The sequence below is a fragment of the Apibacter raozihei genome (assembly GCF_004014855.1).
Classification (GTDB): domain Bacteria; phylum Bacteroidota; class Bacteroidia; order Flavobacteriales; family Weeksellaceae; genus Apibacter; species Apibacter raozihei.
On record NZ_CP034930.1, the window covers coordinates 2,012,613 to 2,026,333 of the forward strand.

Below are 13,721 nucleotides of genomic sequence, written 5' to 3' on the forward strand. Positions count from 1 at the left end.
CTGAATTTTTATTAGTTATATGTGTATAATCAAAATTATGATGTTTTAGTTGGAATTTGATTTTTTAGTTTTGTATTTCCTGTATAAAAAATAACCGGACAGAAGTAGAAGCCATAAAGGCCATAAACTGCATAAAAATGTCACCATTTTTTCAAACATGTAACTACCCCTGAGAAAAGAGGTTTTTAATTGATATCCGAAGTTTGAATCTGAATTAGTCTTATAATTTTTAGTGTTTGGGATAAGAGTATTTTTTATACTTTCTTTTTCTTGCAAAGTTATAGTTACTGTAGCAAATTTTATTTTGTTATTTAATAATTCTTTTTTAATGTCTTGATACTTTGATGCTTTGTTAGAAGTTGTTTTATTGTTAGTTAAATCGTTTATGCTAGAGACAGAATCTATGTTTTGATCATTTAATAACTTATTATTAATCGAAACATCAAATATCTCGAGATTACGGGAGGTTATAAAACCAATTTCTTGATTTAAAGTGAGAAGAAAAGAGTTCAGATTCTTTTGAGGTACTCTTATTTCCATATAACTTACTACAGAATATACTTTGGTTTCTCGGGCACTATCTTTTGATATTGGAGTTATACTTTCAGAAATAATATCTGATTTTAGCTCACTTTTACCCATATACCCCTCTAGTGCAATTACATTTTTTTCGATAGCTAATGTTGATTTTAAAGCATCTTTTACTTCAATTATTATATTGGATTCGTGAATAAATTTTTTATTCGGATCTTTTACGCCTGTAGTTGAAGAGATGCTATCAAATGCTATAATCTCATTTTCGACAATTCGTTCTTTCTTCTCTTGTTTACTACATCGTATAAATAGGATAGAACTCAATAAGATTACTACTAAAAAAGAAATTGTTTTCATAATGTTTACTTTTTATTTATGCCAAAGATAAAGGAGACGTAGTGGTAAATATTTTTCAAATAAGGATAAAATAGTTGTAGTTTTATTTACAAAATACAGTTACTGAAAATCAGTAATTTAAAACTCTTTTGTAAAATAAAAAGTTGGAAATCTATATATTTTTTAGCATAAAGAATACAATTTTTGAATTTTTACAAAATTAAATGTAAAAATATTAAGATAAAATATTTAAAAATAATAAACATTTAATTTTATCTTTGAACATTAATTTTAATTCTAATTAATAAATGAAAAAAATTCTAGAAAAAGTAATAACAATTTGTATTTTAATTCTCATTTTTTCAATGTGTCGTACATGTGCAATAAGTTATATTGAGGGAGGTGATAATGAGGCAATAGCCAATTATGAAAAATTACTTAGGGACAATTCTATAGTTTCTGCAGAATATTACCCCGAATACAAAGAAACGACGATCAAAATAATGAAAATTCCGACTAAAGTGTATGATTTTAATTACTTTTTCACGGTAAATAATACCAAATATGAAGGGAAAAGGACTTTATATCAGCTTCCTGAATCTCTTCATTTAAAAGTTTATTATTTAAAAACAGACCCAAAATTTAATACAGCAACACCTGAAGAAGATTTGAAAGCAGAAAAAGAAAAAAACTCATCAAATAAAGATTTATATTGGGCTATCGGCTGGGGTATTTTTGGAATGCTAACATTAATCGGCGTGATAAGAGAAATTGCAAAAGAACTTAAAGACAGAAAATTAAAGAATATTTCATAGAATTATAAAAGAAAATACTATTAACTTATTCATCAGTTCTGAGTATAGAATTGTATAAAAAATAAAATTTTATTATAAGCTATAACAAAGTCATCAAATTTTTGATGACTTTGTTTGAGTATAAATATGTCAGCTGATTTTTGATTTTACTTGGTAAAAACATGTTTGACAAAATCAAGAGCCCCTTTGGCATCTTTATCCAAAGAATTTTCACTTACATCATCAACAAGATTTCTCCATACTTTAATTTCTGAACCAATAGTGCCGCCCGGCATTACGAAAGGTTCCATGACTACAGAGCCGCTAAAATCAATGTCCCTTAGTGCACTGCCGATTTCATACCAGGGCAGACTTCCTTTTCCTGGAACTTTTCGGTTTTGTTCACCGATATGTAAATGAGATAATTTATTTCCAGCCATACGTATGGCATCACCAATGTTGTCCTCTTCAATATTCATATGGAATGTATCCAGCATAATTTTTACATTGGGACTATTTACCTGCTCTACAAATTCCAAAGCCTCTGCACAAGTATTAAGAAGATAGCCTTCAAAACGATTTAGAACTTCCATGCCTAAAATTACATTATTATCGGCGGCAATAGATGCAATTTCTTTGACTTCTGAAACCGATCTTTTCCAGTCCCCGGGCTTATCAATAGGGTTTGAATAATCTACCGGCCAATATGAATATAAACCTCCACCTAAGTGCTTTACATCTAATTTATTGAGTTTAATTAATGTGTTTTTGAAAAACTCTTTTGCATTTGCAACTATGGAAGGATTTGAAGAACTAAGGTTTTGTTCTTTTGTAGGGCCGTATCCGGCTGTTAAAATAATTCCTTTGTCTTTTGCATAATCTCTTAACTCGTAAAGTTCATTATCAGTGGTATATTGACTACCAAAAGCCGCGCAGGATATTTCCAGTACGTCAAATCCCATAGCTGAAACTTTATCTATATAATATTTATAATCTGCTTTCCATTCTTTAGTCCAGTACGCAAAATAGATACCGTAAGTCATTGAGTTTGTTTTCATGATTTTAATTTTTTAAGTTTTAATATCTAAGTTTAGAAATTCAATTTTTAATTCACTGCTTTTTTTTCTTCGGACGTTTCTTTTTCCATGGCTTTAAAATACCATAGGAATAAAAAGGAATATAGAATTAAAGCTCCTGCAATCATAATAAGTGATAAATATGTAGGTTGTGCAGCCGTTCGACCTATCCATAGAGCTATTAATTTTTCAATAGGGATAGCTTCAATAGAAGTGAATAAAGAATTATCTGGCAGTCCGGATGGATAGGTTCCTAAAGAGAGAGAGGTCTGTGTAGTGAATTCAGCAATTTCTGTAGCGGCCCATAAATACAAAGGAATAGAAATTATACCAATCAGAGTCATTCTAATAATTTTCCCTTGTGTAATAAGTAATAAAGATGGAACCAGGCAGGTCATAATGATTCCCCCCAGAGGTAGTGTCTGGTTACCTCGCAAAAATAAAGCAATAACAATTAAAAAAGGAGCTAAAATATTAGCTGTGGCCCATATTTCAGCACGGGTTCCTACAATGGCCCAATCAATACCAATATATAATTTTCTTCCTCCGAACTTTTGTGTCATTGTACGGGTAACACCTTGCGAAAGAGGCTCAATAGCAGGTCCGAACCAGCTGCCTACAATACCGAATAATTCTATGCAAACCCCGCCGATAAAAGACAAAGCTAACATTTCTTGTAAAGAAGAGTTACTAAGTAAGCCAACGAAGATACCAAGATAAGTACCTATAGCAAATTTACTTCCCCAAAAACCTATCTTTTGATTTAGAGTATCTGCATTAAAATCAAGTTTATCAATAGATGGTAAAAGTCTATCAATTATTTTGTTAAAGATTAAAACGATAGGGTTAAATAAAAATGCCGGATGAGCAGTAGTAGTGATGTTTTTGGAATCGTAATTCAATACTGAATTGAGTCTAGGCTTCATAACATCGGCATTTTTTAGCATGAGTACATAAATGAACGCAACAAATAGTATAGAAATAAAAATATAACCCGAATAAAAGTCAATAATAAGTCCCAAAATGGATAAATGCCAGATATTAAATAAATCAACATTCAATGTATTGGTTTTTTTTAATAGAATCATGACCAAATTAACAATCAGGCAGACAAAAACAAATAACAATGTATATACTGAACTCCAGGTAATAAGTGCTAAAACAGCCCACCCTAAATCATTGATAACAAGGCTGGAACCTGTTCGTTCCACAAACAAATTTAAAGCAGGGCCAAATTGACTGGTTAAAAGTGATATAATAGCTCCCATACCCGTCAAAGCAATAGCCATTCTTAAGCCCCCTTCTAAAGATTTTGATAAATTTACTTTCATCACTAAAGACAGAAGAGTAATAATAAAAAACATCATGGCAGATGCACCAAGTCCTATAAAAAAAACAAAACTCCGGTTTATATAATCAATAAAAAGTTCCATAGATATAAAGGTTTTAAATTTTATTTATGTAAAAAATAATTTTTCACTAATCCGTATCTGAATATGAGACTTATTGGTCAAAAGCAGTTATTAGTCATATTTGGAATTTTCAGAAAGAGTACTCATAAATTCATAATCACTAATTTTTATTATACCTGATTTTATACCTGCATGTATAGCAGCACCAACCGCTGCCTCTTCATTATAGGACGTGAGGTGCAAAGGATATTCAAATACAGTTTCAATAATTTTACAATACAGTTCATTTTTTTTAAGGCCGTTACCACTCCCACATATATAGTTTATTTCATTTTTAAATTCAGGAAAAAATCCTGTTTTATAATATAAAGCCATACCTTCCAAAAAACCATAAATTAAATGTGGAGCATCAAAATTGTTAGAACGTAAATTTGAAATAGAGGCTCCTATATCTGGATTTTTACGTTGACCTTCTAAAAAAGGAGATACTTGTACCGGACAAGATGAATTAATAACAGATGTTCCAGCCTTCATCATGTTGTTCCAGATAGATAAATCATCAAAATTTTCAATACCCAATAAAGTATAGCCAACATTTTTAAAAAAATTGAAAAGAGATTTATAAACGTTTCCACCATTCACAAAACTTGTGGCTAGCAGATAAAATTTTTCACTGTAAGGTCTTAGCTGGGTTTCCAGGCCATCAATATATTTTTTATAAAGTACATGATCTTTTTTTTCTACTAAAAATGAAAGTTGGGCACCGGTTCCCACATTCAGCAGAACTGTTTTATTCTTATCGATTATGCTGCCAGAAAAACTGGCTTGATTATCTCCTATCGGACAAACTACCGGAGCTGAATTCATATATCCAATAATTGATTCGGTTTCTTCTATAATTGGAAAACTTAAATTTTCTAAACCTGCTTTTTCAATTAATATCTTATTCCATTCGTTTGTTTCAATATTAAATAAACCAATACTATGAGCCATACTAGGTGACATTCGTACACTCTTTTTATTGCCGGTTAATTTTTTAGCGAAATAATCCGGAAGCGTGCAAAAACTTTCAATATCAACACGGTGTTCATATTTTAGCCATTTAAATAAGGTAACTATTCCATATCCGCAAACTAAAGTATTATCACCGGTAAGAAATCGTATTCTCTCAAGTATATTTTGATTATTTACTGTAAGTTTTTCACAAGACTTATCTTGCCAGGTGACCAAATTTGTAACAGCATTACCATTACTATCCAGTCCGATTATACCGTGCATTTGTCCGGTAAAGCCAAAAGCAACAATTTTATATTCAGGTTTGGATTGTATGATATTAATAACTTTATCAAACCAAAAAGCAATTTTTTCAAGTGATTGTTCTTTAATTGAAGAATCTTCATACTTAATATATGCATCTGTATTGTAGTTATATACTTTTTCAATTTTAACAGAAACTACATTAAGAAGAACAATAGAGAGAGAAGTTGTTCCAAAATCTATACCTAAGATACATTCTTTTTGATTCATGAGATAAGGTATTTTATTTAAATTGATGTTTACATGATCCTCTTGTATTTTTACATAATAAAGATGTATGTAAATCAAATGTAATATTATTTTTATCTTAAATCAATATTTTTCTCTATATATTTTTTATTTATTACTCTATATGAATATTTTTATTCTTTAATGATAAAAAATAAAATATTTTTCGGTTAATATAATAATGTATTTGTATATTAATAGGTTTAAATTATTGTTTACCGGATAGCAATATCTTTTATATCTTCAGATGCAAAGTGTAGGTTGTTTAAGAAATCTAAATAAAAATTATGGTGTTATGGTATCTTTTTTAATAAATATACTCGAATTTCGTATGATCAATTCTCCGGATAAAGAAACAGTAACAGGAGGGCAATTTTTATTTTTCAATCGTCTCATCATTAGTTCAATACTGACGTTAGCTATATCTTCACTGGGTTGAGAGTAAGTAGTCAAAGGATATTTAAGCTGACTGGAATATTTCATATCATCAAATCCGCAAATTACAAGATCTTTAGTGATAACTAAATGTAATTGTTCAAGACTAGACATTAGCGCGGCAGCAGTAACATCGTTTGCGCAGATTACTCCTGTTTTTCCATTTGTAATTTTAATTTGTTCAATAATTTTTAAATCAAAAGGATTTGCACAAAGAATCTGCTCTTCGCAAAAAAATATTTTATGATCAGATAAAGCTTTTTGAACACCGGCAATTCTTAGTTTAACAGAGGTTGCAGAATGAGGAAGGTGAAAGAAGTACACATTTTCACAGCCGGAATCAATAAGATGCTGTGCCATTAAATATCCGGCTTCAAAATTATTTAAACCGACTAAATCAAAGTCATTTTTTTGTGAATAGCTATGAATACTTCGGTCAATAAGGACAAGAGGAATATTTGCTTTTTGTATATCTTTACATATAAGCTGGTTGATTAACACAGCATCAGCTGTGCGTTCTAAAGGAGCAAAAAAAATACCATCTACTTTCTTATTTATGTAAAGTTCGCAACAAGTGAAAATATGTTTTTTTCTAGTATCAGCACTGCTGGCAGTTGCTCCTTCCCAAAGTAAATTAAATTCTCCTTTTTCAGATACCCGTAACAGCTGATCATTAATGGCTGAAAAAATTTCGGATTCGCCGCTACCTGGTAATAATAATCCGAAAGAGTATATTTTTTTAGATTCGTATAAAACCGTGCTGCCAATACCTTTCTTTTTCTCAATGTAACCTTCTTTTTGTAGCCTGTTATATGCTTTAGCAATGGTGGGTCTGGATACTGAAAAATTTAATGCCAGAGTCGTTTCTGTAGGTAATAAGGAATCTTTCGAAAAGATGCCGTTTAAAATTCTTTCCTTTATATATGAATATATTTCGGCAGATGTATGTTTATTATGCATATAAAAAACAAGTTTAATCTATGGTTAGATATATTGTGTTTTATTAATGTAGTTACATTTTTAAATATATGTAATATAAATGTAATAAATTAATTTAATGTTATTTTAATTTTTCCTAAAATATTTAACAGTGAAAATGTAATCTATAATGTAAATACTATGTAAACTTTATAAACCATATAAAAAAAATCCTTTCAGTTACCTGTTAGAGAATTGTGCTGATTGCGGTTTAAGTAACCAGTATTTTATCCAATATTATAGTGTAAAAAGAAAATAAACAAAAATATATTTATTTCTTTTATTTTCTATTGTTGAATATAAAATATGTACTTTTGTAAAAAACAATAATTTTCAACATGTTACCGAATCAACGAAGAGATAAAATTCTTGAACTTATACAGGAAGATGGGCAAGCCAAGGTACAGGATCTAAGTCGTATTTTTAAAGTTACTGAAGTTACTATACGTCAGGATTTAGACAGATTGGAAAAAGAAGGATTCATAATAAAAGAGCACGGAGGAGCCGTGTTAAAAGATATAAGTGTTCATGTCAAAAATTTTGCACTTCAAAATCAGCATAAAAAAGTTGCAGAAAAAATGGCCATTGCTAAAACAGCTCAATCGTTTATTAAAAATGGAGACACAATCATTCTTGATTCAGGTTCCACAACTTCCGAAATAGCAAAGTTACTAGTTAATTATAATGACTTAACGGTTATTACCAATGCATTAAACATTGCGCTGATTCTGGGTGTAAACCCTAATATATCATTAGTGGTGACCGGAGGAGAATTTAAAGCGCCTACACTATCTTTAACAGGACAAAAGGCAGCAGATTTTTTTAGTAACCTCAATGTAGACAAGCTGTTTCTGGCCACAGCAGGAATAACTCTTAAATCAGGTATTACCTATCCAAGCATTAATGATATTTGTGTCAAAAGAGCCATGATAGAATCAGCTAATGAGGTTTTTTTAGTCGCAGACTCATCAAAAATAGGATTAAGTTCTTTTGCGAGTCTTGGAGCTTTGTCGTTAATAGATTTGCTTATAACAGACTCTAACATATCAGCAGATCATGTAAAATTCCTTGAGGAATATGAGATCAAATACACATTAGCAGAGCTTTCTGAGGCTATATAAAAGATATTAAAAGATATATAAATTAAAAAAAGAACCAAAATATTATTTTGGTTCTTTTTTTTTTTTTTTTTTTGAAATATTTTGTTTTAAAGTTTTTAATGTCTTTACTAATTGATTTAATATTTTTTTTGAATTAAAATTATGATTTTTAATACTTTATATTTATTTATTCTCTAAATTATTATCTATTAAGTGGTCGATTCTGAAAAAGTATTTTTTTTAATAAGACAAATATCATTTATTTTTTATTTCGATTTATTTGTTTTTATCTTTTTATTTTTTACTTTTACAATCATAAACAAAAACTATAATAAGTAAAAAGAAAAATCATACCCGGCTTAAAAAACTATGGATTTGTTCAAAAGCAGGGAATTATAAAGTAGAATTAAACGAATAATAATGATAAAAAACTTACAATTAAAATCAGAACAAGTACGGCTAAGGCTTTTAAATGTAATATATAAAGCTAAGGCGGGGCACATTGGCGGAGGGCTTTCTTCGGCAAATATACTCACAGCATTGTATTTTCACGTATTAAATGTGGACTCCAGAGAACCAAAGAAAAAAGATCGGGATCGATTTATTATGAGTAAAGGCCATAGTGTAGAAATTCTTTATTCAGTATTGGAAGCTGCCGGATTTATATCAAAAGAAACTCTTGATAGTTATGGAGATTATGCTTCTGCATTAGCGGGACATCCGACCATTAAGATTCCAGGAGTAGAAGTCAGCAGTGGAGCGTTAGGGCATGGATTGTCTGTTGGAGTTGGTATGGCTATTTCAGCCAAAATGAATCAAGAGGCTTATAAAACATTTGTTTTAATGGGCGATGGTGAACAGGCAGAAGGCTCAATTTATGAAGCTGCTATGTCAGGAAGTCATTACAAATTAGATAATTTAGTAGGAATTATTGATCGAAACGGCCTTCAGATAAGCGATAAAACGGAAGAAGTAATGACTTTAGAGCCTATGAGAGAAAGATGGGAAGCCTTTGGCTGGGAAGTGTTAGAAATGAATGGAAACGATATGGAAAATATTATTAAAACATTTGAATCCATTAATTATCAAAATAAAAAACCACATTTAATCATTTCAAAATCGACCAAAGGACAAGGAATATCTTATATGGAAAATGTTCTTAAGTGGCATCACGGAGTACCATCTCAAGAAGAATTTATTCAAGCTTCAGATGAAATTGAGCAACGTATAGCACAATTAGAAAAGTAACTCAAGTAACTCACCTTAAACTATAAAAAAATGATAGAAAATAAAATTCCATGCAGGCAAAGTTTTACCTCCACTTTACTTGAATTAGGGAAAAAAGATAAAGATATTGTTGTGGTAACTTCAGACGCAAGAGGTTCGGTAACTTTAAATAATTTTGCTAAAGAATTACCCGGGCAATTTGTTGAAGTAGGTATAGCAGAACAAAATGCAGTAGGCGTAGGAGCAGGGCTTTCATCAACAGGGAAAAAAGTTTTTGTTTGTGGTCCGGCATGTTTTTATGTAGCCAGAAGCTTAGAGCAGATAAAAGTGGATATTGCTTATTCTCAAAATAATGTAAGCATTATTGGTGTTAGCGGTGGCGTAAGTTACGGAGCTCTGGGTTTCACACATCACAGCTTACATGATATTGCTGCTATAAGAACTTTCCCGGGTATTCAGGTTATTTTTCCAAGTGATATTTACCAAACTAAAAAGCTTACAGAAATATTAGTAGATCACGAATATCCGGTGTACGTGCGTATGGGAAGAAATGCAGTGCCTAATGTATATGATAATGAAAATTTTGATTTTCAGATTGGAAAAGCAAACACCCTGATGGAGGGTAACGATATTACTCTTATAGGAACTGGAGAAACGGTTTATCATTGTTTACAGGCAGGCAAAAAATTAAAAGAAAAAGGTATTTATGCACGAGTAATTGATATGCATACCCTAAAACCGGCAGATACGGAAATTATAAAAAAAGCAGCCAGGGAAACAGGTAAAATTATTACGGTTGAAGAACACAGTATTTATGGTGGCTTAGGAGCAATTGTGACAGAAACTTTATCTGAAAATCCAGTGCCTGTAAAAATTTTGGGTATACCGGACGAAAATACCATACATGCCAACGCTTTAGAAATTTTCCATCATTATGGAATTGATTCAGAAGGAATTTATCAATCAACCCTTGAATTTTTAAAGTAGTTAAAGCAAGATAATATGAAATACTTCATAGCCATAGATCAAAGTACGTCTGCTACTAAAGCAATACTTTTTAATAAAAAAGGACAGGTGGTGCATAGGGAAAATGTACCGCACCAGCAATACTATCCAAAAGCAGGCTGGGTAGAACACGATGCAGAAGAAATTTTTGAAAACACACTATTAGCCGTAAGGCTTTTGCTTGAAAATAACGAGATTAAACAGCAGGATATACTCTCAGTATCTATTACAAATCAAAGAGAAACGGTAGTAGTTTGGGATAAAAACACAGGAAAGCCTGTTTATCATGCTATAGTCTGGCAATGTCAGAGAGGAGCTTCAATATGTGAAAAGTTAAAAAACGGAGGATATGAAAATACGATTAAAGAGAAAGCAGGTCTGTTAGTAGACCCTTATTTTTCGGCAAGTGGAGTTCAATGGATTTTAGAAGAAGTTAAAGAAGCCAGGCTATTGGCCGATAAGGGAGAACTTTTGATGGGGACTATGGACTCCTGGTTGATATGGAAGTTAACGCAGGGTAAAGTGCATGCTACCGATTATACCAATGCTTCACGAACATTACTTTTTAATATCCATACATGTAACTGGGATGAAATTTTGCTTGAGCTTTTCTCTGTACCACCCACCATGCTTCCTGAACCTAGACCCAGTGATTCCGTGTATGGGAATACTACATTCTTGGGATATTTTACACATGAAATACCCATTGCTGGCGTGATTGGAGATTCTCATGGGGCGTTGGTAGGTCAGATGTGTTATGATAAAGGAATGGGAAAAGCTACCTACGGTACAGGTTCTTCCGTTATGATCAACATAGGGGAAACTCCTCAGTTAGCCCCGGAGGGTTTGGTAACTTCCGTAGGTTTTGCAGCCTGCAATAAAGTCTATTATGTATACGAAGGGAACATTCATTGTACGGGAGCTACATTAAACTGGTTAAAAGAGGAAGTGAAGCTTATAGAGCATCGATATGCTACCGATGAAATAGCTTATAGTATTCCGGATAATGGAGGCGTCTATCTGGTACCGGCTTTTGCAGGACTGGGAGCTCCCTGGTGGAATTCTAGAGCCAAAGCGATCATTTCCGGATTAACTTTAGGAACGGGAAAAGCTCACATTGTAAGAGCCGCTCTGGAAGCTATTGCTTATCAAATAAAAGATCTGATAGATGTTATAACTCAAAAAGCAGCTATAGAATTAAAAGAACTTAGAGTAGACGGTGGACCTACAAAAAATAAATTTTTAATGCAATTTCAGTCAGACATGATTAATGCTCCTATCAACAAGCTGTCCATTGAAGAAGCTTCAGCATTTGGGGCAGTTATTATGGGGGGATTAGGATTAAAAGTTTGGAAAGACTTGGAAGAAGTTTCAAAATTAAGAGGTATCGATAACTTTTATTATCCAACAATGGAAAATGCACAAAGAGAAAATCTATATAACGGTTGGAAAGAAGCTGTAGAGCTTATCAATAAATAAAAAATAAACAATTAAAATCTTAGATTATGTTAAAATATTATGGGGCAGATGCCGATTTTTCACTGGAAGGACAAGTAGCAATTATTACCGGAGGAGCCAATGGAATTGGAAAAGCAACCACCAGTCTTTTTATTAAAAAAGGAGTGAAAGTGGTTATAGGAGATTTCAAACAAGATGTCTATAAAACGGCAGAAGAATTCGGAGAAAACTGTTTAGGAGTTCAAATAGACGTGACTAAAGACTCAGACAGAAAAAATCTTATAAAGAAAGCGTTAGAAAAGTTTGGGAAAATAGATATCCTGGTTAACTGTGCCGGAATGGTAGCTTTAGATGCAGCCTTAGATGTACAGGATAAAGACTGGGAGGATTTAATAGCGGTTAATATCATGGGAACCTTTAAAATGAATCAGGAAGTAGCCCGCTACATGGTAGATAATAATGTTTGCGGTTCCATAGTAAACATAGCTTCACAGGCTGGAACCATAGCTTTGGACAGACACGTAGCATATAGCGTGACTAAGGCAGGTGTAATCTCCATGACTAAAATACTAGCATATGAATGGGGGAAATACGGCATCAGAGTCAATTCCGTTTCACCAACGGTGGTTTTAACCGAAATGGGACATAAAGCATGGGACGGTCCGGCAGGAGATGCTTTTAAGAAAGAAATACCATCCGGACGTTTTGCAGAGACAGATGAAATAGCGGCACCTATAGCTTTTTTGTGTTCCGGTGGTGCAGGAATGATTACAGGACACGATTTATTGGTTGATGGAGGATATACCATCAAATAAACAAAAAAACAAAAACTAAAATCACAGCTTAGCTTAAATAATACTACTTGCTATTGTTTAATCATACTAATTACAAACCATGAAATTATGAGAAATAAAACAAGAACTTCTGACGAATTTAAAGGCAAAACCATTGTTATAACCGGAGCCGATCGAGGTATCGGTGAAGGAATAGCACAACGATTTGCTGAAGACGGAGCCAACCTGGTAATGGCTTCGATAGATAAAAAGGTCTATGAAACTTCAGAAAAAATGGCTCAAAAATATAATGTGCAAACACTTCCCGTTCTAGTGGATGTAACCCAAGAGGATGAGGTGAAAAATTTATATGCAGAAGCTGCAAAACATTTCAAAACCATTGACATATCTGTACAAAATGCCGGAATCATTACCATTGAACATTTTGATAAAATGACAAGAGATGAATTCGATAAAGTGCTGGCAGTAAATACGACAGGAGTATGGCTTTGCTGTAGAGAAGCCGCCAAATATATGGTTAAGCAGGGGACTGGTGGACGATTAATCAATTCTTCTTCCGGGCAGGGAAGAAAAGGATTTATTTATACTCCGCATTATGCCGCCAGTAAAATGGGAGTAATAGGAATAACACAAAGCTTAGCTTTAGAGTTGGCTCCACATAGCATAACTGTAAATGCGTTTTGTCCGGGAATTATCGTTACAGATATGTGGGAATATAACGACAGAGTTTGGGGGCAAATCTTAAGCACAGAAAAAAAGAAATATCAAAAAGGAGAGCTGATGGCCGAATGGGTGGAAGGGATACCTTTAGGAAGAGCAGGACAGCCAGAAGACGTATCCGGGTTAATCGCATTTTTAGCCTCTGAAGATGCATCGTATATTACAGGTCAAACCATAAACATAGATGGAGGAATGTTTTTCTCATAAAACAAAAAAAAAAGAATTTGAATCCAGTTAATTTATAAGATTTAATTAACTATTAAACTTATTATTATCAGTGAGATATGAATCTTGCTTAGGATTCCTA

Annotated in this window: 12 protein-coding genes; 7 read left to right on the forward strand and 5 right to left on the reverse strand. The window is 32.4% G+C overall.

Translation table 11 applies throughout. The annotated features are described in order from the left end of the window. Nucleotides 1-45: 45 nt before the first annotated feature. On the reverse strand, nucleotides 46-891 hold the full coding sequence (locus tag EOV51_RS08945) for a DUF4349 domain-containing protein (protein WP_128151972.1): 846 nt from the start codon (nucleotides 889-891) through the stop codon (nucleotides 46-48). Between the two features lie 287 nt (nucleotides 892-1,178). Here EOV51_RS08945 and EOV51_RS08950 point away from each other — a divergent pair, with 287 nt between their 5' ends. Further along, a complete protein-coding gene (locus tag EOV51_RS08950; RefSeq protein WP_128151974.1) occupies nucleotides 1,179-1,685 on the forward strand; it encodes a hypothetical protein in 507 nt (168 codons plus the stop codon). A gap of 146 nt (nucleotides 1,686-1,831) precedes the next feature. Here EOV51_RS08950 and EOV51_RS08955 read toward each other — a convergent pair whose 3' ends face one another. From EOV51_RS08955 to EOV51_RS08970, 4 genes are all read right to left on the reverse strand, one after another. After that, nucleotides 1,832-2,722, reverse strand: a complete 891-nt coding sequence (locus tag EOV51_RS08955; protein WP_228427610.1) for a D-psicose 3-epimerase — start codon at nucleotides 2,720-2,722, stop codon at nucleotides 1,832-1,834. A 47-nt stretch (nucleotides 2,723-2,769) separates the two neighbouring features. Next, the gene (locus EOV51_RS08960; protein WP_128151976.1) at nucleotides 2,770-4,173 is read right to left on the reverse strand and encodes a PTS galactitol transporter subunit IIC; all 1,404 of its coding nucleotides are present in this window, start codon (nucleotides 4,171-4,173) and stop codon (nucleotides 2,770-2,772) included. A 90-nt stretch (nucleotides 4,174-4,263) separates the two neighbouring features. Continuing rightward, a complete protein-coding gene (locus EOV51_RS08965; RefSeq protein WP_128151978.1) occupies nucleotides 4,264-5,679 on the reverse strand; it encodes a sedoheptulokinase in 1,416 nt (471 codons plus the stop codon). A 303-nt stretch (nucleotides 5,680-5,982) separates the two neighbouring features. Next, nucleotides 5,983-7,092 (reverse strand): GntR family transcriptional regulator, encoded by a 1,110-nt coding sequence (locus EOV51_RS08970; protein ID WP_128151980.1) that lies wholly within the window; start codon nucleotides 7,090-7,092, stop codon nucleotides 5,983-5,985. A 356-nt stretch (nucleotides 7,093-7,448) separates the two neighbouring features. Here EOV51_RS08970 and EOV51_RS08975 point away from each other — a divergent pair, with 356 nt between their 5' ends. The 6 genes from EOV51_RS08975 to EOV51_RS09000 all read left to right on the forward strand — a co-directional run bounded on the left by EOV51_RS08975 (nucleotide 7,449) and on the right by EOV51_RS09000 (nucleotide 13,621). Continuing rightward, a complete protein-coding gene (locus tag EOV51_RS08975; protein WP_128151982.1) occupies nucleotides 7,449-8,231 on the forward strand; it encodes a DeoR/GlpR family DNA-binding transcription regulator in 783 nt (260 codons plus the stop codon). A gap of 399 nt (nucleotides 8,232-8,630) precedes the next feature. Further along, nucleotides 8,631-9,458, forward strand: a complete 828-nt coding sequence (locus EOV51_RS08980) for a transketolase (RefSeq protein WP_228427611.1) — start codon at nucleotides 8,631-8,633, stop codon at nucleotides 9,456-9,458. Between the two features lie 30 nt (nucleotides 9,459-9,488). Next, nucleotides 9,489-10,424, forward strand: a complete 936-nt coding sequence (locus EOV51_RS08985; protein WP_128151986.1) for a transketolase family protein — start codon at nucleotides 9,489-9,491, stop codon at nucleotides 10,422-10,424. 15 nt (nucleotides 10,425-10,439) lie between these two features. Continuing rightward, nucleotides 10,440-11,921, forward strand: coding sequence for a glycerol kinase GlpK (gene glpK, locus EOV51_RS08990; RefSeq protein ID WP_128151989.1), 1,482 nt, complete (start codon nucleotides 10,440-10,442; stop codon nucleotides 11,919-11,921). Between the two features lie 26 nt (nucleotides 11,922-11,947). Then, complete coding sequence (locus EOV51_RS08995; RefSeq protein WP_128151991.1) at nucleotides 11,948-12,715, forward strand: GolD/DthD family dehydrogenase; 768 nt, start codon at nucleotides 11,948-11,950, stop codon at nucleotides 12,713-12,715. A gap of 87 nt (nucleotides 12,716-12,802) precedes the next feature. Continuing rightward, nucleotides 12,803-13,621, forward strand: coding sequence for an SDR family oxidoreductase (locus EOV51_RS09000; RefSeq protein WP_128151993.1), 819 nt, complete (start codon nucleotides 12,803-12,805; stop codon nucleotides 13,619-13,621). The last annotated feature ends 100 nt before the right edge of the window (nucleotides 13,622-13,721 follow it).

What these genes read in the sequence shown, in the direction of transcription:
- EOV51_RS08945 (WP_128151972.1), bottom strand. Translation starts at nt 891, where the DNA reads ATGAAAACAATTTCTTTTTTAGTAGTAATCTTATTGAGTTCTATCCTA.
- EOV51_RS08950 (WP_128151974.1), top strand. Translation starts at nt 1,179, where the DNA reads ATGAAAAAAATTCTAGAAAAAGTAATAACAATTTGTATTTTAATTCTC.
- EOV51_RS08955 (WP_228427610.1), bottom strand. Translation starts at nt 2,722, where the DNA reads ATGAAAACAAACTCAATGACTTACGGTATCTATTTTGCGTACTGGACT.
- EOV51_RS08960 (WP_128151976.1), bottom strand. Translation starts at nt 4,173, where the DNA reads ATGGAACTTTTTATTGATTATATAAACCGGAGTTTTGTTTTTTTTATA.
- EOV51_RS08965 (WP_128151978.1), bottom strand. Translation starts at nt 5,679, where the DNA reads ATGAATCAAAAAGAATGTATCTTAGGTATAGATTTTGGAACAACTTCT.
- EOV51_RS08970 (WP_128151980.1), bottom strand. Translation starts at nt 7,092, where the DNA reads ATGCATAATAAACATACATCTGCCGAAATATATTCATATATAAAGGAA.
- EOV51_RS08975 (WP_128151982.1), top strand. Translation starts at nt 7,449, where the DNA reads ATGTTACCGAATCAACGAAGAGATAAAATTCTTGAACTTATACAGGAA.
- EOV51_RS08980 (WP_228427611.1), top strand. Translation starts at nt 8,631, where the DNA reads ATGATAAAAAACTTACAATTAAAATCAGAACAAGTACGGCTAAGGCTT.
- EOV51_RS08985 (WP_128151986.1), top strand. Translation starts at nt 9,489, where the DNA reads ATGATAGAAAATAAAATTCCATGCAGGCAAAGTTTTACCTCCACTTTA.
- glpK (WP_128151989.1), top strand. Translation starts at nt 10,440, where the DNA reads ATGAAATACTTCATAGCCATAGATCAAAGTACGTCTGCTACTAAAGCA.
- EOV51_RS08995 (WP_128151991.1), top strand. Translation starts at nt 11,948, where the DNA reads ATGTTAAAATATTATGGGGCAGATGCCGATTTTTCACTGGAAGGACAA.
- EOV51_RS09000 (WP_128151993.1), top strand. Translation starts at nt 12,803, where the DNA reads ATGAGAAATAAAACAAGAACTTCTGACGAATTTAAAGGCAAAACCATT.